Genomic DNA, 24,828 nt, shown 5'->3' with positions numbered 1-24,828 from the left:
GTCGGACACCCCCGCCAACCACCCGGCCGCCCGAGGTGGCGAACCGCGATCCGCCACCCTAGTCGATCAAGGTGCGGCCGGTGAGGTGGAGGAAGACGTCCTCCAGGCTGCTGCGCCGGACCAGGACGCCGGCCGGGACGAGGCCGCGCGCGGTCACCTCGGCCAACGCGGCGTCGCCGTCGGAGACGTAGAGCAGGATGCGGTCCGGCAGCACCTCGACCCGCTCCCCCAGCCCGCCGAGCTTTCCGGCGAACGGCTCCTGCGACTCGGCGGCGAAGCGCAGCTCGACCACCTCGCGGGTGGAGTGCTGCTCGATGAGCGCCCGGGGCGAGCCCTCGGCGACGATCCGGCCGCCGTCCATCACCACGAGCCGGTCGCAGAGCTGCTCGGCCTCGTCCATGTAGTGGGTGGTGAGGACCAGCGTGACGCCCTGCTGCTTGAGCCGGAACAGCCGCTCCCACACCAGGTGCCGGGCCTGCGGGTCGAGCCCCGTGGTGGGTTCGTCGAGCAGCACGATCTCGGGGTTGTTGACCAGCGCGCGGGCGATGGTCAGCCGCCGCTTCATGCCGCCCGAGAGCGGATCGACCTTGCTCTCGGCCCGCTCGGTGAGCTGAACGAAGTCCAGCAGCTCGGCGGCCCGCTCGCGGGCCACCCGGCGCGGGATGCCGAAGTAGCGCGCGTAGCTGGTCAGGTTCTCCCGGACGGTCAGCTCGGGATCGAGGCTGTCGAGCTGCGGACAGACGCCCAGCCGGGCCCGGATCGCCGGGCCGTCGTGGACCGGGTCCATGCCGAGGATGCGCAGCTCCCCGCCGGAGGGCGGCGAGATGCAGCCGATCATGCGCATGGTGGAGGACTTGCCGGCGCCGTTGGGGCCGAGGAACCCGAACGCCTCGCCGGGACGCACCTCGACGTCGATGCCGTCGACGGCCGTGAAGTCGCCGAACCGCTTCACCAGCCCCCGTGCCTGGATGAGTGGTTGCGTGCTGGTCACCGGCCGACCCTAACCGCCGGGTCCGACAGGCTCGACCGGTTAACGCGGCGGCACCGGCCGACCGGCCCGGGGCCGGACGCCATTCGCGGCTTTGCGGCAACAATTGTGAATGCCACTCAGAATCGGCGTGCGGTGAGTGATTGACCCTTCATTCCGGTCACTCAAAGCAATCATGTCCGGCAATGTTCCCATGATGTAGACGATTCGCGTATCGTGCCCCCTCGTGCCGCCCGTTCGCCCCTCCGACGCCACTCCCCCGCCGCCCCGGTCCGCCGCGGTGGACGCACCGCTGTCCGAAAGGGACACCGCTGCGGTGCCGCTCCCGCCCGACGGGGGCGCGACCACCGATCCGGCGTGGGCCGACGACGGGCCCGCGGAGACGCATCACGACACCCGGGAACTGGCGGCCCGGTTCGAGGACGAGAAACCGGGCCGGGTGCTGTCCGGACCGGTCGCACTGCTGTTCACCGGCGTCACTCTGGCCGTCGCCCTGCTCGCTCTCTGGCAGGTGTTCTTTCCGCTCCCGCAGGGCAGCAAGTACTACCTCATCATTTTCCTCGCCGGCGTGCTGCCGATGGTGTTCCTGGCGTACCCCTCCGGGTTGCGGCTGCGTCGGCGGCCGGCCGGCGACGAGCCGGCGGAGCGCCGCGGTCCCCGCCCGGCCGACTGGCTGCTCGCCGTCGTCGCGCTGCTGGCCTGCCTCTACCCCGTGCTGCCGGTGACGCTCGGTGCGGGCGGTGGCGGCTACGACGCGTTCCTCGACCGGCAGGGCCTGCTGGTGCCGCTGGACGTGGCGCTGGGCACCGTGCTGCTGCTCCTGCTTCTGGAGGCGTGCCGGCGCACCACCGGCTGGATCCTGCCGGCCGTCTGCCTGCTGTTCCTCGGCTACGGCTACTACGGCGGGCTGCTGCCGCAGTCCTGGCCGGTGGCCCACGCCGGCCTCGACTTCGCGCAACTGGTCGACGCGTTCTACAACTCCGACAGCGGCTTCTACGGCACACCGCTGGACGTGGCGGCCTCGTACATCGTGCTGTTCACCATCTACGGCGCGGTGCTGGACCTCTCCGGGGCCGGCCGGTTCTTCGTCGAACTCTCCGCCGCCGCGTTCCGCCGCTCCCGCACCGCCGCCGGGCGGACCGCCGTCGCCTCCGGCTTCCTGCTCGGCACGGTCTCCGGCTCCGGCGCCGCCACGACGGTCAGCATCGGGGCGGTGACCTGGCCGATCCTGCGCCGCGCCGGCTACCCGGCCGAACGGGCCGGCGGCATGCTGGCCGCCGCGGGCGTCGGCGCGATCCTCTCCCCGCCCACGCTGGGTGCCGCGGCCTTCATCATCGCCGAGTACCTGGGCGTGTCCTACCTCCAGGTGCTCGGCTGGGCCACCGTGCCGACGATCCTCTACTACCTGGGCATCCTGCTCTCCGTCGAGATCGACGCCCGGCGCTCCGGGGTCCGCCCGGTGGTCATCGACACCGGCTCGGCCGGGCGGCTGCTGCTCCGCTTCGGCTACCACTTCCTCTCGCTCCTCGTGATCATCGTGGTGCTCGCTTTGGGCGCCTCGGCCACCCGGGCCGTGGTGATCGCCACCGTGCTGGCCGCCGCGCTGTCCTTCCTGGACCGCCGACACCGGCTCACCCCGGCCCGCCTCGTCGCGGCGCTCAGCGGCGGCGTACGCGGAGTGCTCGCGGTGAGCGCGGTCTGCGCCGCGGCCGGCATCATCACCGCCACCACCACGAAGACCGGGCTCGGCCCGCAGGCCGCCGCGCTGCTGGTCAGCGGGGCGCAGGCGGTCAGCTCCGAGCCGGCCGTGGTGCTGGCCCTCACCGCGCTGCTCGCCGCGGTCGCGCTCACCCTCCTCGGGCTGGCCGTGCCGGTCACCGCGTCCTTCGTGATCGGCTGGGTGATCATCGGCCCGGCGCTGCTGCACCTCGGCGTCGCCGCGCCCGCCGCGGCCATGTTCGTCTTCTACTTCGCGGTGCTGTCCGAGGTCTCCCCGCCGACCGCGCTCGCCGCGGTGGCCGCCGCCGCGGTCACCGGCGGCCGGCTGGTGCCGACCATGTGGCAGACCCTGCGGTACGCGCTGCCCGCGTACCTCATCCCGATCGCCTTCGTGATCACGCCGACCGGCCTCGGCCTGCTCGGCATCGGCGGGGCCGGCCGGATCGCGGTGGCCGCGGTGGTCTCCGCGCTCGGCGTCACCGTGCTGGCGGTGGCGGCGGGCGGCTGGCTGCCCGGCGTCGGCGCGGCCGGCACGCCCGAGCGGCTCCTCGGCGCGGTCGCCGGGCTCGTGCTGCTCTGGCTGGAACCCCTACCCGTCGCGGTCGGCGCGGTGCTCGCCGCGCTGGCCGTCGCGGGCGTGCTCGTCCGACGTGGCTCCGCCGGTCGCGCCGGCGGCCCGTCGGTCCCTGAATTGGTGGACCACCGGGAGGAGACAGAGTGAGACGGATCGACGTGCGGATCGCCGCGGGTGTCGGGGCGCTGGCCCTGGTCGCGGCCGGCGCCGCCGGATGCGGGGGCCGTCAGGACGGCGCGGCGAAGGACGACGCCGCCCGCGAGATCACCTGCAAGGTCAGCAAGGACACCCGGGTCGGCATCGCGACCGGCAACGCCACCGGCGTCTACTACGTGGTCGGCAACGCGCTGGCCGGCCAGCTCGCCGCCTCCACCGGGGGCAAGCTCACCGGCACCGCCGCCGAGACCGGCGCCTCGGTGCAGAACGTCGAGCAGCTCGTGGCCGGCCAGTACGACGTGGCGTTCTCCCTCTTCGACACCGCGGTCAACGCCGTGCAGGGCAAGGACAGCTTCACCTCCCCGCAGCCGGTCAAGGCGCTGGCCCGGATCTACGACAACTACACGCAGGTGGTTGTCCGGGCCGACTCCGGCATCACCTCGGTCGCCGGCATGAAGGGCAAGAAGATCTCCACGGGGTCGCCCAAGTCCGGCACCGAGGTCATCGCCAACCGGCTGCTCACCGCCGCCGGGCTGGACCCGGCCAAGGACGTCCAGGCGCAGCGGCTCGACCTGACCAAGACCGTCGACGGGATGAAGGACGGCAGCATCGACGGCTTCTTCTGGTCCGGCGGCGTGCCCACGGGCGGGGTGACCGACCTGTTCACCACGTCCGGCGACAAGGTGAAGTTCCTCGACATCAGCCCGCTGCTGCCGAAGATGGCCGAGCTGAACCCGGCGTACCAGGCCGGCACCATCGGCAAGGACGTCTACCGGACCCCCGCCGACGTGCCCACCATCGTGGTGCCGAACGTGCTCCTGGTCCGCGACGACCTCGACGCCGACGTGGCCTGCGTGATCACGAGGACGGTCTTCGAGAAGAGGGACACCCTGGCCCAGGCCAACCCGGCCGCCAAGGGCATCGACCTGGCCAACGCCCGCAAGACCGACCCCGTGGGGCTGCACCGCGGGGCGGACCGGGCGCTCAAGGACCTCGGCGCGAGCTGACCCGACGAGCCGGGCCCGGACCGCGCGTCCGGGCCCGGCTCTCCGACGAACGACCCGGGAGACCCCCGTGCCGCTGCCCCACCCCGCCCGCGTACGCCGGCACCACCGGCCCGCGGACCGCACCGGGCACCTCCGGTCGGTCCGGGTCCAACTGCTCGCGCCGATCCTGGTGGCCACGGCCGGCCTGGTGGTGCTCGGCGCCGCCCAGACCGGCGCCGCGCTGGACGCCTCCGCCGACGCCGACCGGGCCCGCGTGCTCGCCGGCACCGCCACCGCCACCGTGCGGCTGGTGCACGAGCTGGAACGCGAACTGGGCGAGACGGCGGCGCTGCGCCAGCGCGGTGGCACCGCCGGCCGGCCACTTGTCGACGCGCAGCGGCGCCGGGTGGACGCCGCGGTCAGCCGGTACCGCTCGGCCAGCGGGGACGCCCGGCGGGCCGCCCCGGACCTGACCCCGGTGCTCAACGACGCGGACGGGCGGCTCGGCCAGCTCGCGCCGACCCGGGACCTGGCGCTCGGCGGCGACCGGGGCGACCCGGCGTACGCGACGCTGGTCGAGTCGCTGCTCGCCGTCGCCGACGCGCTGCCCGCCCAGCTCCGCGACGCCGACCTGGCCAACGAGGCGCGCGAGGTGGCCGCGGTGGCCGCCCAGGAGCACCTCTCGGCGCTGGAACGCGACCTGCTGCGCGGTGTGTTCGTGCGGGGCGCACTGGTCCGGGGCGAGCTGGCCGGACTCGGCCGGCTCCGGGGTGCCCGCGAACAGCGCCAGGCCGAGTTCCTCCGGATCGCCGCCGGCCCGGCCAACGCCGCCTGGTACCGGCTGGTCGGCGGCGCCGATGTGGAGACGGCCCGGCGGATGCGCGACGGCGTGCTGGACACCGACGGCGGGCCGGAGTCGCTGAAGACCGACGGCGACGCCTGGTACGTGGCGCAGAGCGGCACCATCCGCCGCTACAACCTGCTGGGCCGGGAGCTGTCCGACGGGCTGGACCGGGACGCCGCCGCGCTGGCCCGGACCGCCCGGCAGCGGGCCCTGCTCACTGCCGGGGCGACCAGCACCGTGGCACTCGGCTCGCTGGTCACCGCCGTGCTGCTGGCGGTGCGGACCAGCCGGCGGCTGCGCCGGCTGCGCGTCGCGGCGCTCACCATGGCGAACCGGGAACTGCCGGAGCGGATCACCGCGATCGCCGCGGGCGAGGGCGCGCCGGGCCCGGGTCGGGCCACCCGGCTGACGGACGGCATCCGCCGGGGCCGCGACGAGGTGGCCCAGGTGGCCGAGGCGTTCGACACGGTCAACACGGCCGCGCTGCGGCTCGCCGGTGAGCAGGCCGAGCTGCGGCTGGACGTGACCCGGATGGCCGAGGCCCTCGCCCGGCGGATCCGTACGCTGATCACCCGCCAGCTGCGCCTGCTCGACGAGTTCGAACGCGAGGAGACCGACCCCGACGCGCTGGCCCGGCTCTTCGCCCTGGACCACCTCGCCGCCCGGCTGCGCCGCAACGGCGAGAACCTGCTGGTCCTCGCGGGCGGCGAGCCCGGCCGGGGGCACGAGGGCGCGCTGCTGCTGGACGACGTGGTCCGGGCGGCGGCCTCGGAGATCGAGGACTACCCGCGGGTGGAGATCGACGTGCCGATCGCAGCCGTGCACGGCGCGGCGACCGGCAACCTGGTGCACCTGCTGGCCGAGCTGCTGGAGAATGCCACCGTCTACTCCCCGCCGGACGCCCGGGTGCTGGTCGACGGGCGGCGCACCGTCGACGGGCTCACCCTGCGGGTGCACGACCAGGGCATCGGCATCAGCGAGACCCGGCTGGCCACCATCAACGAGCGGCTCGCCGCGCCGGCCATGCTGTCCAGCGCCGCGGCCGGCAGCATGGGCCTGCACGTGGTGGCCCACCTGGCCGCCCGGCACGGGATCCGGGTGCAGCTGCACCACACCGCCGGTGGCACGGTGGCCCAGGTGGAGGTGCCCGAGTCGGTGCTCACCCGGGTCGAGTCGGTGACCCGCCGGCCCGCCGCCGAGCGCCGCCCGGCCGGCCGCGCGGCGTGGTTCCGGCCCCGCTCGACCGGCGCGGCGCCGTCGCGGCCGGCCGACCTGATCACCACCGCTTCCGAGCCGGCCGCCCTGGGTGTACGGCCACCGGACGGCGCCGGATCCTCGCCGCCCGGCCCGCTGCCCGGGACGGTGGCCGACGCCGACGAGCGCGCGCCGGCCGTCGCCGGGCCGGTGGCCGGCGGAGCGCCGCCGCCCGACCGCGCCGTCCGGGGCGTCGCGGCGGTACGCCCGCCGGGCGTCGCCCTGCTGGCGCCGAGCGCCGCCCGGATCCGTCCGGCCGGCCCATCCCAGGTCGCCGGCGCCGTCCTGCCGCGCCGGACCCGGGGCGGGCAGCTCCCCGCGACCCTGCCCACCACCACCGCCCCGCCGCCCCGGCCCGCGGACGACCTGCTCGACCCTGAGGTGGTACGCGCCCGCCTGTCCGCCCTCGCCGAGGGGGTGGCCAGCGTGATGCGCCGTGCCCCGAACACCACACCCACCGGGAGAAACCCATGACCCCACCCGTGACCGCCGGGCTCGACTGGCTGCTGGCGAACTTCGCCGAGCAGGTGCCGGACGTGTCGCACGCCCTCGCGGTGTCCGAGGACGGCCTGCGGCTGGCCGCCTCCCCCGACCTCGCCCCCGACCAGGTGGACCAGCTTGCCGCGGTGATCAGCGGGCTGGCCAGCCTGACCGTCGGCGCGGCCCGGCTGATGTCCGCCGGCCGCGTACGCCAGCAGATCGTCGACATGGACGGCGGGGTGATGCTCGTGATGGCGGTCGGCGAGCGGGCGCTGCTCGGGGTGCTCGCCGCGCCCGGCTGCGACCTGGGCCAGATCGGCTACGAGACGGCGACGCTGGTCCAGCGGGTGGCGGAGGCGCTGGAACCGGCGGCCCGCCGGTGACCGGCCGCCCGCTGCGGCTCGCCGCCGCGCTCCTGCTCGCCGCGCTGGTGGCGGGCTGCGGCGGGGCCGACACCGGGCCACGGGCCTGGCACGACGGCCGGATCTTCCTGGCCACCGGCAACACCACCGGCGTTTACTACCAGCTCGGCGGCGGCTACGCCGACCTGATCAGCCGGCACCTGCCCGGGTACGAGGCGCGGGCCGAGCCGACCGGCGCCTCGGTGGAGAACATCACCCGGCTGGCCGGCGGTGACATGGAGATCGCCTTCAGCCTGGCCGACACGGCCGCGGACGCGGTCAACGGCCGGGGCGCGTTCGACGGCCGGCCCCAGCCGGTACGCGCGCTGGCCCGGGTCTACAGCAACTACACCCACCTGATCGTCCGCGCCGACGGGAAGATCCGCAGCTTCGCCGACCTGCGCGGCAAGCGGATCTCCACGGGCTCGCCGAAGTCGGGCACCGACATCATCGCCGGGCGCCTGCTCAACGCCGGCGGGATCGACCCCGGCCGGGACATCCAGCGGCTCAACCTGTCGCTGCCGGACACCGTGCAGCGGATGCGGGCCGGCACCCTCGACGCCATGTTCTTCTCCGGCGGCCTGCCCACCCCGGGCATCAAGGACCTGCTCTCCGGCGCGCCCGGGGTGTTCCGGCTGCTCCCGCTCACCGACCTGATCGAGCCGCTGGCCGCCCGCTACGGCTCGGTCTACACGACGGCCGTCCTGCCCAGGGAGGCCTACGGCACCCCGGCGGCCACCCCGACCATCACGGTGGCGAACGTGATCCTGGTGGCGGCGGACATGCCGGACCAGCTCGCGTACGACCTGACCCGGGTGCTCTTCACCTGGCAGGGCGAGCTGATCAGGGTGCACCCGGAGGCGGCGAACTTCACCCGGGACAGCGCCGCCGCCACCGACCCGATTCCGCTGCACCCGGGCGCGGCGCGCTGGTATCGCAGCGGCTGACGGCTCAGAGGTTCGCGGGGGCGGTGGCGGCCCGGGCGGCGGCGACGAGCCGGTCGGTCTCGGCGGTCACCGCCTCGTCGTCGGTGGGCGTGCCCGGGTCGTAGCGCACCGTCCAGGTCAGCCCGTCCACGCCGGAGACGCGGCGCGCGGCGATCCGGCCGGCGCCGCCGGGCACCGGGTGGTGCGTGGTGTACGCGACCGAACGGGTGACCCGGGCCCGCACCTGGTGCGGCAGGTCGCCCGGGTCGAGCAGCAGGTAGGTCTCGGCCGGGCAGTCGGCGACCACGACGTAGCCGTCCCGCTCGGCGACCCGGTCGGCGGGGGTGACGGTGAGCTCCCGGCCGGACCAGACCGCCTTGAGGATGTCGTGCCAGCCGATCCGCTCCCCGCGCCCGGGCAGCCAGAGCCCGAGGTTGCTGGCGACCACGACACCGTCGCCCTCGCCGTTGCCCGCGGCGGCCCAGGCGAGCACCCGCTCGTCGGCGTGCAGCGGCGGCCGGTCGGCGGGCGGCAGTTTCGGCTTGCGGTTGAACAGTCCCATCTACAGCCCCCCGGCGGCCTGCTCGCGCAGCGCCCGCGCGTGCTGCTCCAGCGAGAGCAGTTCCCCGAAGAGCGCGAAGTACTCGTCCTTGTTGCTCACCGGGTTGATCCGCTGGATCTTCGACTTCAGGTCCTTGATCCGCCCGGTCACCGAGCCCCACTGGAGGCGGGCCATGGTGATCGAGACGTAGCGCGGGTCCGGCTCGCCGTCGATGCGCAGCGGCTCCACCGCCAGCTCACCGACGAGCGCCTGGCCGGCCAGGTCGTCGCAGGCGTCGCGAACCTGCTCGATCCAGACCGCGCCGCCCGCGGCGGTCGCCGCCCCGCCGGCCGCGGCGATGGCCGCGCGGACGGCGACGTGCACCGGGTGCCGGTATTCGGCCGCCTCGACCGCGTCGAACATCGGGCCGGCCAGCACCGGCTCCTGGAGGGCGAGCTTCAACGCCTCCCGTTCGACCATCGAGTGCGGACTGTCCACGGTGGGCGCGGCTGGGGCGGGGCGGGCCGGGGCGGTCGCCACGCCCGCGGGCTGCCCGTTGGCGGCGGCCAGCACGGCGCGCTGCACCGGCTCGATCTCCATGCCGAGGTCGCCGGCGAGCTTGCGGACGTATTCCGGGCGCTTCTCCCGGTCCTTGATCTTGGCGACCAGCGGGGCGGCCCGGCGCATCGCCTCCACCCGGCCGTCGACGGTGTCCAGGTCGAAGCGATTGATCATGTGGCGGAGCGCGAAGTCGACCAGCGGCTCGCGGCGGGCGACCAGGTCGCGCACGGCCAGGTCGCCCTTGGCCAGGCGCAGGTCACACGGATCCATGTTGTCGGGGCTGACCGCGATGAAGGTGCGCCCGACGAAACGCTGGTCGTCCTCGAAGGCGCGCAGGGCGGCCTTCTGACCGGCGGCGTCGCCGTCGAAGGTGAAGATGATCTCGCCGGCCCGTTCGTCGCTGTCGAAGAGCACCCGGCGCAGCACGGAGATGTGGTCGGCGCCGAACGCGGTGCCGCAGGTCGCCACCGCCGTCGGTACGCCGGCCAGGTGGCAGGCCATCACGTCGGTGTAGCCCTCGACCACCACCACCTTGCCCTGCTTGGCGATCTCCCGCTTGGCCTGGTCGATGCCGTAGAGGACGTGCGACTTCTTGTAGATCGGGGTCTCGGGGGTGTTCAGGTATTTCGGGCCGTCGTCGTCGTCGAAGAGCTTGCGGGCGCCGAAGCCGATCACGTCGCCGGTGATCTCGCGGATCGGCCACATCAGCCGGCGGCGGAAGCGGTCGATCAGGCTGCCCGAGCGCGACGGGCGGGACAGCCCCGCGGTGACCAGCTCGTCGTGGGTGAAGCCCTGCTGGCGCAGGTGCTTCGTGAGCAGGTCCCAGGCGTCGGGGGCGAAGCCGCAGCCGTAGCGCTCGGCGGCGGCCCGGTCGAAGCCCCGCCGGGCGAGGAACTCCCGGGCCGGCCGGGCGCCGGCAGTGGTGAGCTGGGCGCGGTAGAACTCGACGGCCGCCGCGTGCGCCGCCACCAGGCGCTGGCGCTGCCCCTGCTGCGGGCGGGCGCGCGGAGCCGAGCGGTCGTCCTCGACGTAGCGCAGCTGCAGGTTGGCGCGGGCGGCGAGCCGCTCGACGGACTCGACGAAGCTCAGGTGCTCGGCGTCCATCAGGAACTTGATCGCGTCGCCGCCGGCCCCGCAGCCGAAGCAGTACCAGACGTTGCGGGCCGGCGAGACGTTGAACGAGGGGCTCTTCTCGTCGTGGAACGGGCAGAGGCCCTTGAGGTTGCCGCCGCCGGCCGACTTGAGCGTCACCGTGTCGGAGATGACCTCCGCGATCGAGGTGCGCTCGCGGACCAGCGCGATGTCCTCGTCCCGGATCCGCCCCGCCATCTCCGCCACCTCCTCGGCGTACATCCTGCCCTGCCGGACCGACGATCCGGCGGTCGGGGGGACGGGCGTGTGGCGGACACCGCCCGCCCCCCGGTCACGCCGTGCGGCCCGCCCCGGTGGCGGCGTCGCCGATCCGCGGGAACGGCTCGATGGAGAAGACCACCTCGACGGGCACCTCGAAGTAGGCGGCGATCCGCAGCGCCAGGTGCAGGCTGGGCCGGAACTCGCCCCGCTCCAGGTAACCGACCGTCTGGTAGTGCACGCCCAGCGCGTCGGCGAGCTGCCGCCGGGAGACCCCCCGTTCGGCACGCAGCACGGCGATCCGGTTGTGCACGACCTCACTCATCGGCGCCCTCTCATCCGACCCGCTGCATGGCCCGCTCGCGGCGGGCCGCCACCCGCGAGCCGGACTCGCGCCGGGCCATCCGCCGCAGCACCACGGGGGCCAGCACCAGCCCCAGCACCGCCCACGCCCCGAGCACCCCGAAGGTCTCCAGGTGGCGCCAGGAGCCGCCCAGCTCGACCGTTGCCAGGTCGGCGGGGAGCAGCGCCGAACGCATGCCCAACCCTAGCCAGTAGACCGGGAAGACCTGGGCGACGCCCTGGAGCCAGCCGGGCAGGCCGTTGATCGGATAGAAGATGCCGGAGAGCGCGATGAGCCCGAAGATCGGCAGCACCACGAGGCCCATGTTCCGGGGATTCTCGATCAGCGAGCCGACGACGGCGCCCAGCGGGAGCGTCGCCACCAGCCCGAGCGGCACCACCCAGGCCAGGGTGAGCCAGGCGCCGGGGTCGCCGAGCCGGATCCCGTCGAGGAAGAACAGCCCCGGCGTGAGCTGGAGCACCACCCCGATCAGCGACACCGCCGAGATCAGCACGATCTTGCCGATGAGGTAGCCGAGCATCCCGTTGGGCGTCGCCTTGGCCCGCAGCAGGGTGCCGTCCTCCCGGTCGACGATGAGCTGCTGGGACAGGCCGAGCAGCCCGCCGAAGATCAGGCCCATGCCGATCGTGCTGGGCAGTGCCCGGGCGCCGAGGGAGAAGTCGGTGCCGGGCACCGTGGAGCCGCGCATGAAGAACATGGCGACCAGCAGGACCGCGGTCGGGAAGAAGTAGTTCCAGAGGTCCTGCGCGTTGGTGAAGGTGTTGCGCAGCTCGATCATGCCGCGCCGGACACCGGCCCGGACGGCCGTCACGGTCGGGTTCATCGTTCGCTCCCCTGCTGCCAGACCCGGGCGGCCCGGCCGGCCCGCTGCCCGGACTCCTCCTCGTGGACCAGCGTGATGTAGGCGTCCTCCAGGCTGGCCCGGCGGACCTCCAGCTCCTGCACCCGGTCGCCGTGCTCGCGGAGCAGATCGCGCAGGAAGCCGGTGGCGTCGGCCGCGGCGTGGACGAACCGCTCACCGTCCCGGGTCCAGCGGATCTCCGCGTCGCCCGCGACCCGGCGGGACAGCTCGTCCGGCGAACCGTCGGCGATGATCCGGCCGCCGGCCAGGATGAGGATCCGGTCGGCCAGCTTCTCCGCCTCGTCCAGGTCGTGCGTGGTGAGCAGGATGGTGGTCTCGTCCAGGTCGGCCAGGCGGTGCACCAGCTCGTGGAACTCCCGCCGGGCGGCGGGGTCGAAGCCGACCGTCGGCTCGTCCAGGAAGAGCAGCTCCGGGCGGCCCACGATGCCGACGGCCACGTCGAGCCGGCGGCGCTGGCCGCCGGAGAGCTGGTGCACCCGCTTGCCGGCGTGCGCGGTGAGGCCCACCGTCTCCAGCAGGTCGCCCGTCGGCCAGGGCCGGGGAATCCGGTCGGTGGCGTACGGCGCGTAGAAGTCGCCGAGGTGGGCCAGCAGGTCCCTGACCCGCCACTTGCCGTGGTCACGCCAGGACTGGAGCACCACGCCGATCCGGGCGCGCCAGCGCTCGTCGCCCCGGCCCGGGTCGACGCCGAGCACCCGGACCGACCCGGCCGAGCGCAGCCGGAAGCCCTCCAGGATCTCGATGGTGGTGGTCTTGCCGGCACCGTTGGGGCCGAGCAGGGCGAGCACCTCGCCGCGCCGGGCGGTGAGGTCGACCCCGTGCAGCACGTCGACGGTGCCGTACCGCATGCGCAGGTCGCGGACGTCGAGGACCAGGTCCTCGTCGGGCGGGTGGGGGGCCGTGGCGGTCTCCGGGAGTTCGACCGCAGTCATACCGCGAAATGTAGCACCTCTACTACAATCCGAGGTATACCCGCTCCCTGTCGGGGAGCGGACCGGGTCAGCGTCCGGGTCGATGGAACCAGCGGGTCACCGGCGGCGGGTTCTCCTCCTCGTACGACCTGGCGGCGCGCACCGCGGCGGCCAGGCCCGACCGGCGCGGGCCTGGCCGCGGCCGCACCGCCGGATCGTCGGCCATCTCCCGCACCAGGGCGACCGCCAGGCCCAGCATGACCACCACGAACGGCAACGCCACCAGGATGGTGGCCTGCTGCAACGCGGCCAGGCCGCCGGCGAGCAGCAGCGCCGCCGCGACCGCCCCGATGAGGACGCCCCAGAGCACCACCACGCCCCGGTGCGGGCGCAGCGCACCCCGGGAGCTGAGCGAACCGAGCACCAGGGCCGCCGAGTCGGCGCCGGTGACGAAGAAGAGCGCCACCAGCACGGCCGCCAGCGCCGTGGTGACCGTCGCCAGGGGCAGCGCGTGCAGCAGCCCGAAGAGGGCGTTCTCGGCGCTCGCCCCGACGTCGGCGACCAGGTCCCGGGTGCCGGTGCGCTGCACCCGCAGCGCCGTGCCGCCCATGATCGCGAACCAGACGACGCTGGCCCCGCTGGGCACCAGCAGCACCCCGGTGACGAACTCGCGGACCGTACGCCCCCGGGAGATCCGGGCGATGAAGATACCGACGAACGGCGCCCAGGAGATCCACCAGGCCCAGTAGAAGATGGTCCACGAGCCCAGCCAGGCCGGGTCGCTGAAGGCCCCGGTCCGGGTGGACATGACCACCAGGTGGCTGAGGTAGTCGCCGACCGAGGCGGGAAGCACCTCCAGCGTGTAGATGGTCGGGCCGGCCACGAAGACGAAGACCATCAGCGCCACCGCCAGCACCACGTTGCTGGTCGACAGCCACTTGATCCCCTTGTGCAGCCCGGTGAACGCGGAGATCACGAACGCGGCGGTGAGCGCGGCGATCACCACCAGTTCGACCCCGATGCTGTCCGGCACGCCGGTGGCGCTGTCCAGCCCCGCCGCGACCTGGAGCGCGCCGAGCCCGAGGCTGGTCGCCGAGCCGAACACGGTGGCGAAGACCGCCAGCAGGTCGATCGCCTGCCCGGCCGGCCCGTACGCCCGGGCCCCGAGCAGCGGTGCGAACGCCGCCGAGATCCGGCTGCCGCGCCCCTTGCGGAACGTCGAGTACGCCAGCGCCAGCGCCGCGACGGCGTAGATGCCCCACGGGTGCAGGGTCCAGTGGAACAGGGTGTACTGCATGGCCGCCGCGGCGGCCGCCCCGGTCTGCGGCTGGACACCGGCGGCGGGAGGCGGCGCGGCGTAGTGCTGGATCGGCTCGGCGACGGCGTAGAAGACCAGCCCGATGCCCATGCCGGTGCTGAACATCATGGACACCCAGGCCAGCGTGCTGAACTCCGGCTCGTCGTCGTCGGCACCGAGCCGGATCCGGCCGAACCGGGACGCGGCGAGCACCACGGACAGCACCAGGAAGGCGTCGGCGGCCACCACGAAGAACCAGCCGAAGGTGCCGATCGCCCAGGCGAGGCCGGACTTGCCGAACGCCGCCAGGGACCCGCCGCCCAGGACCCCCCACGCCACCACCGCCAGCACCCCGGCCACGCCCAGACCGAGCACGACGCGGTCGGCCCGCTCCGCCGGCCGGTCCTGCCGCACCTGCTCCGCCATGGCCCCATCCTCAGCGGGCGGGTCACCCCGACGAGGCCGAACGGCGCAGGATCACCGCGGTCCGGGCGCCGGCGGTGCCATCAGACGGCGATCCGCCGACTCCTCGGCCTCGGCCTCCCGCGTGTAAGGCGGCCGTCAACGGGGACAACCGGCCGGTGTCGGGCACGAGCAGGGCGAGGATCGCGTACCAACCGGCGCTGGACGGGGTCCGCGCGCTCGCGGTCACGGCCGTCCTCGCCTTCCACGGCGGGGTCGCCGCGCTTCCGGGTGGCTTCCTCGGGGTAGACGCCTTCTTCGTGCTGTCCGGGTTCCTGATCACGTCGCTGCTGCTGTCCGAGCACCGCGACACGGGCCGCGTCGACCTGGTCGCGTTCTGGGGCCGGCGGGTGCGCCGGCTGCTTCCCGCGCTGCTGCTGGTGCTCCTCGTGGTGCTACTCGTCTCCCGCGAGCTGATGCCCGCCACCGAACTCGGCGCGCTGCGCTGGGACGCGCTGGCCGCGCTCGGGTACGCCGCCAACTGGCGGATGGCGAACCGGGACGGCGACTACTTCGCCGCCACCGGCAGCCCGTCTCCGCTGCAACACACCTGGTCGCTCGGCATCGAGGAGCAGTTCTACCTGCTCTGGCCACTGCTGCTCATCGCGCTGCTGGGCTGGGCGGCCAGGCGGGGCCCGGCCCGGCCCGGTCGCCGCCTCGGCGCCGCGCTCGCGGTCGTGCTGCTGGGCGCGGCCGGCTCGGCGCTCGCCGAGGCGGCCCTGTTCAGCCCCGACGCGCTGGACCGCGTCTACTACGGCACCGACACCCGCGCGGTCGCCCTGCTGGCCGGCGCCGCGCTCGCCGTGCTGCTGGCCCGGCGGAACGAGGCGGCGGCCCGACCGGGCCGCCGCCACCCCGTCCTCGGGGCGCTGGCGGTGGCCGGGGCCGCCGTCACCGGCTGGTGCTGGGCCACCGCCGAGGGTGGCGACGCCTGGCTCTACCGGGGCGGGCTGACCGTGGCCGCCCTCGCGGTGGCGGCGGTCATCGCCCACGCGGTGGTGAGCCCGGCCTCCCCGACCGCACGGCTGCTCGCCCTGGCGCCGCTCGTCCGACTCGGGCGGATCTCCTACGGCGTCTACCTCTGGCACTGGCCGCTGTTCCAGTGGCTCACGGCCGGCCGGACCGGGCTGACCGGGATCGCCCTGCTGGCCGCCCGGTGCGCGGTGACACTGGCCGTCGCCGCCGGGTCGTACCTGCTGGTGGAGCGTCCGATCCGGCGGGCCCGGCGGCTGCCCCGGCCGGCGCCCGCGCTGGCCGGCACGGCGGTCGCCGGCGTGGCCGCGGTCGCGGTGCTCGGCACCGTGCCACCCGCCCCGCCGCCGAACCCGGCGATCGCCCTCGACGCGCCGTCCCCGACGGCCGGCACCGGCTCCCCCACCGCGGTGCCACCCGCACAGCGCCCGGGGCGGCGGCCCGGCCCGCCCCGGCTCACCTTCCTCGGCGACTCCGTCTCCTGGTCGCTCGGCACCTACCTGCCGGAACAGGAGAAGCTCACGGTCAGCGTGCGGGCCGTGCAGGGCTGCGGCATCGCGCGGCTCCCCGAGGTGCGCTACATCGGCGACCCACACCCGAACTACCCCGGCTGCGAGCACTGGGACGACCGCTGGCGGCGGGGCGTACGCGCCGACGATCCCGACGTCGCGGTCATCCTGCTCGACCGCTGGGAGCTGATGGACCGCAAGCTCGACGGGCGCTGGCAGCACGTCGGTCAGCCGGATTTCGACAGGTACCTGGCCGGCGAGCTGGACCGGGCGGTCGGCATCGCGTCCAGCCGGGGCGCGCACGTGATCCTGCTGACCGCGCCGTACACCCGGCGGGCGGAACGGCCGGACGGCGGCCTCTGGCCGGAGGACGACCCCGCCCGGGTGGACGCGTGGAACCGGCTGGTGCGCGCGGCGGCGGATCGGCACCACGCCACCGTGCTCGACCTCAACCGGCGGGCCTGCCCCGAGGGCCGGTTCACCTGGGAGGCCGGCGGTGTGCGGGTGCGCAGCGACGGGCTGCACTTCACGCCCGAGGGCGTGCAGCGGTGGATCGCCCCGTGGCTGCTCCCCCAGCTCTACCGGGTGGCCGTGCGGGGGGCGTGACCGGTCAGGCGGCGATGACCGCCGACTCCTCGGCCTCGACCTGGGCGTTCCAGGCCGCCTTGGTGGAGCGCCAGCCCTCGTCGTCCATGCCGCGCCGCCAGTAGGCGGAGATGGACAGGTCGCCCCGCGGCACCCCGCGCTCGACCCGCAGCAGCCGGCGCATCTCCTTGACCGCGGTGGCCTCGCCGTGCACGAAGGCGTGCACCCGGCCGGGCGGGAAGTCCAGGGCGCGCAGCGCCTCGACCAGCGGCTCCCCCACCGGGCGGCCGGCGCGGTGCAGCCAGCGCAGCTCGACCGCGCCCGCGCTGGCCAGCGGCAGTTCGTCGGCCGGGCCGCTCACCTCGACGTACACCTTCGCGGGCGCGCCGGCGGGCAGCCGCTCCAGCGCCGCGGCGATCGCCGGCAGCGCGCTCTCGTCCCCGGCCAGCAGGTGCCAGTCGGCCGCCGGGTCCGGCGCGTACGCGCCGCCGGGGCCGGTGAACAGCACCCGGTCGCCGGGGCGCAGCCCGGCCGCCCACGGCCCGGCCAGCCCCTCGTCACCGTGGTGCACCACGTCCACGGTCAGCTCGCCGGCCGCCGCGTCCCAGGCCCGCACCGTGTACGCCCGCAGCCGCGGCCACTGCTCGGCCGGGAACTCCCGCTTGATGGTGGCCAGGTCGGTCGGGTGCGGGTAGCGCACCCCGGCGGGCGGGAAGACGAACTTCACGTAGTGGTCGGTGTAGGCGCCCACCGGCAGGCCGGCCAGCTCCGCACCGCCGAGCACGAGGCGGATCAGGTGCGGGGTGGGCCGCTCGGTCCGGACGACCGTGGCGGCGGTGAGGTTCCTGGGGCGCTGCTCCGTCATGCGTCTTAGGCTAGCCTAAGTTCCTGAGCGCCCCCACCGCGCTGTCCGGCTGCCGACGCCGACGGGCCGCGGGTGGGTCAGCGAAGGGTCACCAGGCGGCCGTGCCAGGCCAGCGCGGCCGGGTCGGTGAGCGAGGCCACCTGGTCGACCACCACGCGCAGCCGGGCGGCGTCGTCCGGTGCGGCCCGCCACAGCGGCGCGAAGACCGGGTCGAGCGCGTCCGGGGCCCGGTCGAGCAGGGCGGCGACCAGGTCGGCGAGGATCTCCTGCTGCTGCGCGTAGCGGGGGCCGGCGCCGGGACGGCGCATGACGTAGCGCAGGGCGATGCCCTTGAGCAGCGCGCACTGGGCCCGGATGCGGCGCGGCACCACGAGGTCGGCGGCGTAGCGGCGGTGCGGGCCGGGGCCGTGGCGCTCCTGGGTGGCGGCCACCACGGTCGACACGAAGCGGCCGGTGAGCACGCTGGTGGTCGTCTTCAGCGCGGCGAGGGCCCGGTGGCTGCCGTCGTACGCGGCGAGCGGGGCGAGCACCGGCTCGGCGAGCAGTTCGGCCAGCACCTCGCCCAGGTCCTCGGGAGCCTCCCCGGAGTACGCGGCCGCCACGTCGGTGCAGAGCGCCCGCCGCTCGTCGGCGTCCTCCAGCAGCGGGCGCAGGCTGACGTAGCCCCCGTGGATGCCGTCCTCGACGTCGTGCACCGAGTACGCCACGTCGTCGGCCCAGTCCATCACCTGCGCCTCCAGGCAGCGCCGGTCGCCGGGCGGGGCGCCCTCGCGCAGCCAGGCGAAGACCGGGCGGTCGTCGGCGTACACCCCGAACTTGCGCCGGCCGGGCCGCCGCTCCCACGGGTACTTGCCGACCGCGTCGAGCGAGGCGCGGGTCAGGTTCAGCCCGGCGGAGCCGCCGTCCGGGGCGAGCACCTTGGCCTCCAGCCGGGTCAGCACCCGCAGCGTCTGCGCGTTGCCCTCGAAGCCCCCGCAGCCGGCGGCGAGCGCGTCGAGGGCGTCCTCGCCGTTGTGCCCGAAGGGCGGGTGGCCGAGGTCGTGCGCCAGCCCGGCGGTGTCCACCACGTCCGGGTCGCAGCCGAGCCGGGCGCCCATCTCCCGGGCGATCTGCGCCACCTCCAGCGAGTGCGTCAGCCGGGTACGCAGGAAGTCGTCGGTGCCGGCGGTGTGCACCTGGGTCTTCGCGGCGAGCCGGCGGAACGCCGCCGAGTGCAGCACCCGGGCCCGGTCCCGCTCGTACGGCGACCGCCCGTACCCGGTGTCCTTGGGCGCCTCGGTGACGAGGCGCGCCGCGTCGTCAGCCCCGGTCAATCTCGTCCCGCTGCCCTACCCCGTTGTTCGCGACTGCGGTGCTCGCAAACCCGGCTCACTCCTCGCGCTCACGAAGCACGCAGAACTCGTTGCCCTCCGGGTCGGACAGGACGGTCCAGTTCACCTCACCCTGGCCGATGTCGACGTGCCGCGCGCCCATGTCGACGAGCCGCTCCACCTCCGCCTCCAGGTCGGTCGGGCGCAGGTCGATGTGCAGCCGGTTCTTGCCCTCCTTGGGGCCGCTGACCGGGACGAAGACGATGCCGGGCAGCGTGTCGGGCGTGCGGCGGATCTCCACCTCGTCCGGCTTGTCGCTGATCACCTGGTAGCCGAGCGCCTCCGCCCACCAGTGGGCGAGCCGGGACGGGTCCTGGGCGTCGACCGTCAGGTTCTCCCAGACGCTGGTCATGCGGCCACCTTCCTGATCCACACGTACGCGGGAGCCCAGGTTACGCCCGGCGGGCCGGAATGGCGCGCCTGGACGCATCCGGGGCCACCGACCTGAGCGTGGGTGGCCCCGCATGCGTCACACCGTCAGCGGGAGTCGGAACCGGTGGTGGTGATCGCCGCGCGGCCGGCTTCCAGCCGCGCCACCGGCACCCGGAACGGCGAGCAGGAGACGTAGTCGAGGCCGACCTCGTGGAAGAAGTGCACCGACTCGGGGTCGCCGCCGTGCTCGCCGCAGACGCCGAGCTTCAGCCCCGGCCGGGCCGCCCGGCCCTCCTCGGCGGCGATCCGGACCAGCCGGCCGACGCCCTCCCGGTCGATCGACTCGAACGGGGAGATGCCGAAGATGCCCAGCTCCAGGTAGCGCCAGAAGAACGCGCCCTCGACGTCGTCGCGGGAGAAGCCCCAGCCCATCTGGGTGAGGTCGTTGGTGCCGAAGGAGAAGAACTGCGCCGCCTCGGCGATCTGCCCGGCGGTCAGCGCCGCCCGGGGCACCTCGATCATGGTGCCGATCAGCACCTCGACGCCGCTGTCCCCGACCACCTCGGCGATGATCTTCTCAGCCTCGGCGCGTACCGTCTCCAGCTCCTGCACCGCGCCGACCAGCGGGACCATGATCTCCGGGCAGGCCGACCCGCCGTCGCGGGTGACCTGGACGGCGGCCTCGGCGATCGCGCGGACCTGCATGGCGAACAGGCCCGGGATGACCAGGCCGAGCCGGACGCCCCGCAGGCCCAGCATCGGGTTCTCCTCGTGCATCCGACGGACGGCGGCGAGCAGCGCCTCCTCCTTGGCCACGTCCTCGCCGCGCTCCTGGGCGACCGCGACGTTGACCGCGAGCTGCTCCAGCGGAGGCAGGAACTCGTGCAGCGGCGGGTCGATGAGCCGCACGGTGACCGGCAGGCCGTCCATCTCGCGGAAGATCTCGACGAAGTCCTCCCGCTGGAGCGGCAGCAGGGCGCCGAGCGCCTTCTCCCGCTCCTCGTCGGAGGCCGCCAGGATCAGCCGCTCGACCAGCTCCCGGCGGTCGCCGAGGAACATGTGCTCGGTGCGGCACAGGCCGATGCCCTCGGCCCCGAACCGCCGCGCCCGGGCCGCGTCGGCGCCCGTGTCGGCGTTCGTCCGGACCAGCAGCCGCCGCGTCGCGTCGGCGTGCGTCATGATCCGGTGTACGGCCTTGACCAGCGGATCGTCGGTCTGCTCCGGGTCCAGCTCGCCCTCGAAGTACTGCACCACCTCCGACGGCATGACCGGCACCTCACCGAGGTAGACCTTGCCGGTGGTGCCGTCGATGGAGACGACGTCGCCCTCGTTGACGGTCTGCCCGGCGACGGTGAACTTCTTCGCCGGCACGTTGACATCCAGCTCGTCGGCGCCGGAGACGCAGGTCTTGCCCATGCCCCGGGCGACCACCGCGGCGTGGCTGGTCTTGCCGCCGCGCGAGGTGAGGATGCCCTTGGCGGCGATCATGCCGTTCAGGTCGTCCGGGTTGGTCTCCCGGCGGACCAGGATCACCGACTCGCCCTCGGCGGCCAGCTCGACGGCGCGGGCCGAGGTGAAGACGACCTTGCCGGAGGCGGCGCCGGGCGAGGCGCCGATGCCCTTGGCCACCGGCTGGAACTCGTGGTCGAGCTGGAAGCGCGGGAACATGAGCTGGGCGAGCTGCGCGCCGTTGACCCGGTGCAGCGCCTCGTCCAGGTCGATCAGGCCCTCGTCGACGAGCTGCCCGGCGATGACGAACGCGGCGGCCGCCGTGCGCTTGCCGACCCGCGTCTGGAGCATCCAGAGCTTGCCGCGCTCGATGGTGAACTCGATGTCGCAGAGGTCCTTGTAGTGCTCCTCCAGCCGGGCCATGTAGTCGAGCAGCTCGCCGTAGGACTTCTTGTCGATCCGCTCCAGCTCCTGCAACGGCACGGTGTTGCGGATGCCGGCCACCACGTCCTCGCCCTGGGCGTTGGCCAGGTAGTCGCCGTAGATGCCCTGCGCCCCGCTGGCCGGGTCCCGGGTGAACGCGACGCCGGTGCCGGAGTCGGCGCCCAGGTTGCCGAACACCATGGCCACCACGTTGACCGCGGTGCCCAGGTCGGCCGGGATCCGCTCCTGCCGGCGGTAGACCACCGCGCGCTCGGCGTTCCACGACTCGAAGACCGCGCGGATGGCCAGGTCGAGCTGCTCGCGCGGCTCCTGCGGGAACTCCCGCCCGGTGTGCTTGGCGAAGATCTTCTTGTACGCGTCGACCAGCCCGCGCAGGTCGTCGGCGTCCAGGTCGAGGTCGTTCTGCGTGCCCTTGGCGCGCTTGGCGTCGTCGAGCGCGTGCTCGAACTCCTCGCCCGGCACCTCGCAGACGGTCTTGCCGAACATCTGGATCAGGCGGCGGTAGGAGTCCCAGGCGAAGCGGTCGTTCCCGCCGGCCTGCGCGCTGAGCCCGACCACGCTGCGGTCGTTGAGGCCGACGTTGAGGACGGTCTCCATCATGCCCGGCATCGAGAACTTGGCGCCCGAGCGGACCGAGACCAGCAGCGGGTCCTGCGGGTCGCCGAGCTTGCGGCCCATCTCCCGTTCCAGGGACTCCAGGTGCGCCTCGATCTGGGCGGCCAGCCCGTCCGGCTCCCGGCCGGTCGTCAGGTACGCCTTGCAGGCCTCGGTGGTGATGGTGAAGCCGGGCGGGACCGGCAGGCCGAGATTGGTCATCTCGGCCAGGTTGGCCCCCTTGCCGCCGAGTAGGTCCTTGAGGTCCTTGTTGCCCTCGGCGAAGTCGTATACGTACTTGTGCTCGACCGTCTCTTGCGCTGCCACCAGAGCCTCCCACGCGCGCCATTGACACTTAACGAAGGTTCAGTTCGGACATACCCCGGGAGCGACCGCCGGTAATCCCGGCTCGTCAGCGATCGGTGGGCGAAGGTTAAGCGAACTTCGAGTGGCCTGGGACCGTTCGGTGACAATCGGCACAACGGTCACCACTATCCGCGTCCGTACCGGTTTTTGGGAACGCTTCCACGCGCACGATCACGCAATTCCGATTCCCCTCGTACCCTTGATGGCACTGGTTTTGTTGAACCTGACCTTTGCCATATCCCGCGCAAATACACCCCGGAGCCGTCGCCGTGCCGACCATCCCCACCACCCCCGCCGAGAGCGCCCCCGAGCCGCTCGACCGCCTGCCCGGCCGGCAGCCGGCCGCCGCCGAGCTGGCCCGCACCGCCGCCCGCACCGCCGGCGACCTGCTCGCCCCGCCCGCGCCGGTCCGCCTGGACGACGTGGTGCCCGCCCCGGAGCGGGTGCACCCCGACCCGGCGGCGGACTTCACGCTGACCGCGGACGCCGCGATCCGGGTCGTCCCGGCCGGCCGGGACGTCGCCGAGCAGCTCGCCGAGTGGCTGCGCCCCGCCACCGGCTTCCCGCTACCGATCACCGACGGCCCGCTCCCGGCCGACGGCCCGCTCGTGCTGACGCTGTCGCCGGCGCCCCTCGCCGACGCGACCGGCCCGGTCGACACGGCGACCGGTCCGGTCGACACGGCGGGGCCGGTCGACGCGGCGGGGCCGGTCGACGCGGCGGCGGGTGGTGTCGCGGATGTGGCCGACGGGCTGGGTGACGAGGGTTACCGGCTCGACGTCACCGGGGCCGGGGTGCGGGTCACGGCCGCCACCCCGGCCGGGCTGTTCCACGGCGCGCAGACGCTGCGGCAACTCCTCCCCGCCGCCATCGACGGCGCCGTGCCGGCCGCCGAGCGCTGGGCGGTGCCCGGCGGCACTGTGGTCGACCGGCCGCGCTTCCCCTACCGGGGCGCCATGCTCGACGTGGCCCGCCACTTTTTCCCCGTCGAGGACGTGCTGCGGATGGTCGACCACCTGGCCCGCTACAAGCTCAACCACCTGCACCTGCACCTCACCGACGACCAGGGCTGGCGGATCGCCGTCGACTCGTGGCCCCGGCTCGCCGAGGTGGGCGGGGTCACCGAGGTGGGCGGCGGCCCCGGCGGCTTCTACACGCAGGCCGACTATCGGCGCATCGTCGCGTACGCGGCCCGCCGCCACGTCACCGTGGTGCCGGAGATCGACCTGCCCGGGCACACCAACGCGGCCCTGGTCGCCTACCCGGAGCTGGCGCCCGGCAAGGTCCCGCCGCCGCCGTACACCGGCACCGAGGTCGGCTTCAGCTACGTCGACCCCGCCGACGAGCGGACGTACGCCTTCGTGGCCGACGTGGTCGGCGAGGTGGCCGCGCTGACCCCCGGCCCGTGGCTGCACCTCGGCGGCGACGAGGCGTTCAAGGTGCCGGCCGACACCTACCGGGCCTTCGTCGAGCGGGCTCAGGCGCTGGTCGCGGCGACCGGCAAGACCGTGGTGGGCTGGCACCAGCTCGCCCCGGCCGGGCACGTCGACGGGCGGGTCCTCCAGTGGTGGGGCACCAACGGCGACGACCCCGAGACCGCCGACGCGGTACGCCGCGGCGCCCGCCTCATCCTCTCCCCCGGCAACCGGGTCTACCTGGACATGAAGTACGCCGCCGACACCCCGATCGGGCACGACTGGGCGGGCCTCATCGACGTGCGGCGGGCCTACGACTGGGATCCGGGAACGCACCTCACCGGCGTGCCCGCTGAGGCGGTGCTGGGCGTGGAGGCGCCGCTCTGGACCGAGTCCGTCACGACCCTCGCCGAGGTGGAGTTCATGCTCTTCCCGCGCCTGCCCGCCGTGGCCGAACTGGGCTGGTCGCCCCGGTCGACGCACGACTGGGCCGGTTTCCGCCGGCGGCTGGCCGCCCACGGCCCGCGCTGGACCGCCGCCGGCATCACCTTCCACCCCTCCCCCGAGGTCCCCTGGCCCACGCCGGCCACGGCGATCCCCACCCAACCCACCGGCGACACCACCGCCCCCACCCACTGAGCGGCGTCGCCCCGCACCCCGGCGCTCGGTGGGACGCCATGGGTGTCTCAGCCGTCCCGAGACACCCATGGCGTGCCACCCACCGCCCTGCCCGAGCGGGGTCCGGCGGAACGCCCGGTATGCCCCGCCGACGGCGCGTTGACCCTGACCCCGCGTTGATCAAGAGGTTTGCGTCGCGTTTCCAGCCGAATCCTGACGCAAACTTCTTGATCAACCCGGGCGACGCCGATGGCTTCGCGCAGATGAACGCGGGCGGGCCGACGTTCGCACAGTGGCTGACGCGTGACGGGGCGTCGGCGGTCAAGTCCCCGGCCTCGGTCGGATTCACCTGCCCCCGGGCTTCGAGATCTTGGACAGTTGCCGTTCGCTGCGAACAGCGACTGTCCAAGATCCGCAGGGCCGGCTGTCGTGCCTGGGGCACCTGTCCGGTTTGCGCCGGCCATTTGGGGGCCTGGGGTCCGGTTCGCCCCGTGGTGGCGGGTGGTCGGCGCCACCGCCACGGCGGAATCATGCCGGGGGCGGGGTCGTTGTACATGGCAGACCGGCGCAGCAGCCCGCCCCCGGGCGAGGTA

18 protein-coding genes are annotated in these 24,828 nt (G+C 74.3%); 7 read left to right on the top strand and 11 right to left on the bottom strand.

Going from position 1 to position 24,828, the window contains the following annotated elements; translation table 11 throughout:
- Positions 1–58 precede the first annotated feature (58 nt).
- On the bottom strand, positions 59–991 hold the full coding sequence (locus tag ABZW14_RS30555; protein WP_355353388.1) for an ABC transporter ATP-binding protein: 933 nt from the start codon (positions 989–991) through the stop codon (positions 59–61).
- Positions 992–1,304: 313 nt separating this feature from the next.
- On the opposite strand from ABZW14_RS30555, the gene ABZW14_RS30550 reads away from it, so the two are divergent.
- The 5 genes from ABZW14_RS30550 to ABZW14_RS30530 all read left to right on the top strand — a co-directional run bounded on the left by ABZW14_RS30550 (position 1,305) and on the right by ABZW14_RS30530 (position 8,349).
- On the top strand, positions 1,305–3,428 hold the full coding sequence (locus ABZW14_RS30550; RefSeq protein ID WP_355353472.1) for a TRAP transporter fused permease subunit: 2,124 nt from the start codon (positions 1,305–1,307) through the stop codon (positions 3,426–3,428).
- Complete coding sequence (locus tag ABZW14_RS30545; protein WP_355353385.1) at positions 3,425–4,444, top strand: TAXI family TRAP transporter solute-binding subunit; 1,020 nt, start codon at positions 3,425–3,427, stop codon at positions 4,442–4,444. The genes ABZW14_RS30550 and ABZW14_RS30545 overlap by 4 nt, the downstream gene beginning before the upstream one ends.
- Positions 4,445–4,511: 67 nt before the next feature.
- Positions 4,512–6,995 (top strand): nitrate- and nitrite sensing domain-containing protein, encoded by a 2,484-nt coding sequence (locus ABZW14_RS30540; protein WP_355353382.1) that lies wholly within the window; start codon positions 4,512–4,514, stop codon positions 6,993–6,995.
- Positions 6,992–7,384, top strand: a complete 393-nt coding sequence (locus ABZW14_RS30535) for a roadblock/LC7 domain-containing protein (protein ID WP_091319365.1) — start codon at positions 6,992–6,994, stop codon at positions 7,382–7,384. The genes ABZW14_RS30540 and ABZW14_RS30535 overlap by 4 nt, the downstream gene beginning before the upstream one ends.
- Positions 7,381–8,349, top strand: a complete 969-nt coding sequence (locus ABZW14_RS30530; RefSeq protein ID WP_355353378.1) for a TAXI family TRAP transporter solute-binding subunit — start codon at positions 7,381–7,383, stop codon at positions 8,347–8,349. Before ABZW14_RS30535 ends, ABZW14_RS30530 begins: the two co-directional genes overlap by 4 nt.
- Positions 8,350–8,353: 4 nt before the next feature.
- Here ABZW14_RS30530 and ABZW14_RS30525 read toward each other — a convergent pair whose 3' ends face one another.
- From ABZW14_RS30525 to ABZW14_RS30500, 6 genes are all read right to left on the bottom strand, one after another.
- A complete protein-coding gene (locus ABZW14_RS30525) occupies positions 8,354–8,890 on the bottom strand; it encodes a hypothetical protein (RefSeq protein ID WP_355353375.1) in 537 nt (178 codons plus the stop codon).
- On the bottom strand, positions 8,891–10,783 hold the full coding sequence (gene dnaG, locus ABZW14_RS30520) for a DNA primase (RefSeq protein ID WP_355353372.1): 1,893 nt from the start codon (positions 10,781–10,783) through the stop codon (positions 8,891–8,893).
- 70 nt (positions 10,784–10,853) lie between these two features.
- Positions 10,854–11,105: a helix-turn-helix transcriptional regulator gene (locus tag ABZW14_RS30515; RefSeq protein WP_355353369.1), complete on the bottom strand. Its 252-nt coding sequence runs from the start codon at positions 11,103–11,105 to the stop codon at positions 10,854–10,856.
- Between the two features lie 10 nt (positions 11,106–11,115).
- Positions 11,116–11,967: an ABC transporter permease gene (locus ABZW14_RS30510; protein ID WP_355353366.1), complete on the bottom strand. Its 852-nt coding sequence runs from the start codon at positions 11,965–11,967 to the stop codon at positions 11,116–11,118.
- Positions 11,964–12,938: an ABC transporter ATP-binding protein gene (locus ABZW14_RS30505; RefSeq protein ID WP_355353363.1), complete on the bottom strand. Its 975-nt coding sequence runs from the start codon at positions 12,936–12,938 to the stop codon at positions 11,964–11,966. Before ABZW14_RS30505 ends, ABZW14_RS30510 begins: the two co-directional genes overlap by 4 nt.
- 67 nt (positions 12,939–13,005) lie before the next feature.
- Positions 13,006–14,640, bottom strand: coding sequence for a BCCT family transporter (locus ABZW14_RS30500; protein WP_355353360.1), 1,635 nt, complete (start codon positions 14,638–14,640; stop codon positions 13,006–13,008).
- A gap of 155 nt (positions 14,641–14,795) precedes the next feature.
- Here ABZW14_RS30500 and ABZW14_RS30495 point away from each other — a divergent pair, with 155 nt between their 5' ends.
- Positions 14,796–16,763: an acyltransferase family protein gene (locus ABZW14_RS30495; RefSeq protein ID WP_355353357.1), complete on the top strand. Its 1,968-nt coding sequence runs from the start codon at positions 14,796–14,798 to the stop codon at positions 16,761–16,763.
- Positions 16,764–16,767: 4 nt separating this feature from the next.
- Here ABZW14_RS30495 and ABZW14_RS30490 read toward each other — a convergent pair whose 3' ends face one another.
- The 4 genes from ABZW14_RS30490 to ppdK all read right to left on the bottom strand — a co-directional run bounded on the left by ABZW14_RS30490 (position 16,768) and on the right by ppdK (position 22,163).
- Positions 16,768–17,607 (bottom strand): siderophore-interacting protein, encoded by an 840-nt coding sequence (locus ABZW14_RS30490; RefSeq protein WP_355353354.1) that lies wholly within the window; start codon positions 17,605–17,607, stop codon positions 16,768–16,770.
- 77 nt (positions 17,608–17,684) lie between these two features.
- Entirely contained in the window at positions 17,685–18,920 is a 1,236-nt protein-coding gene (locus ABZW14_RS30485; RefSeq protein WP_355353351.1) for a deoxyguanosinetriphosphate triphosphohydrolase, read from the bottom strand.
- A gap of 55 nt (positions 18,921–18,975) precedes the next feature.
- Positions 18,976–19,329 (bottom strand): VOC family protein, encoded by a 354-nt coding sequence (locus ABZW14_RS30480; protein WP_355353348.1) that lies wholly within the window; start codon positions 19,327–19,329, stop codon positions 18,976–18,978.
- Between the two features lie 125 nt (positions 19,330–19,454).
- Positions 19,455–22,163: a pyruvate, phosphate dikinase gene (gene ppdK, locus ABZW14_RS30475; RefSeq protein WP_355353345.1), complete on the bottom strand. Its 2,709-nt coding sequence runs from the start codon at positions 22,161–22,163 to the stop codon at positions 19,455–19,457.
- 317 nt (positions 22,164–22,480) lie between these two features.
- Here ppdK and ABZW14_RS30470 point away from each other — a divergent pair, with 317 nt between their 5' ends.
- Positions 22,481–24,256, top strand: coding sequence for a beta-N-acetylhexosaminidase (locus ABZW14_RS30470; RefSeq protein WP_355353469.1), 1,776 nt, complete (start codon positions 22,481–22,483; stop codon positions 24,254–24,256).
- Positions 24,257–24,828: the final 572 nt, after the last annotated feature.

This window comes from Micromonospora sp. NPDC004551, from assembly GCF_040609975.1.
In the GTDB taxonomy this organism is placed as follows: Bacteria; Actinomycetota; Actinomycetes; order Mycobacteriales; family Micromonosporaceae; genus Micromonospora.
This window is presented reverse-complemented; position numbering and strand designations above follow the sequence as displayed.

Coding starts and splice junctions, on each gene's coding strand:
- ABZW14_RS30500 (WP_355353360.1), bottom strand. CDS start 14,640: ATGGCGGAGCAGGTGCGGCAGGACCGGCCGGCGGAGCGGGCCGACCGC.
- ABZW14_RS30480 (WP_355353348.1), bottom strand. CDS start 19,329: ATGACCAGCGTCTGGGAGAACCTGACGGTCGACGCCCAGGACCCGTCC.
- ABZW14_RS30535 (WP_091319365.1), top strand. CDS start 6,992: ATGACCCCACCCGTGACCGCCGGGCTCGACTGGCTGCTGGCGAACTTC.
- ABZW14_RS30515 (WP_355353369.1), bottom strand. CDS start 11,105: ATGAGTGAGGTCGTGCACAACCGGATCGCCGTGCTGCGTGCCGAACGG.
- dnaG (WP_355353372.1), bottom strand. CDS start 10,783: ATGTACGCCGAGGAGGTGGCGGAGATGGCGGGGCGGATCCGGGACGAG.
- ABZW14_RS30525 (WP_355353375.1), bottom strand. CDS start 8,890: ATGGGACTGTTCAACCGCAAGCCGAAACTGCCGCCCGCCGACCGGCCG.
- ABZW14_RS30510 (WP_355353366.1), bottom strand. CDS start 11,967: ATGAACCCGACCGTGACGGCCGTCCGGGCCGGTGTCCGGCGCGGCATG.
- ABZW14_RS30490 (WP_355353354.1), bottom strand. CDS start 17,607: ATGACGGAGCAGCGCCCCAGGAACCTCACCGCCGCCACGGTCGTCCGG.
- ABZW14_RS30505 (WP_355353363.1), bottom strand. CDS start 12,938: ATGACTGCGGTCGAACTCCCGGAGACCGCCACGGCCCCCCACCCGCCC.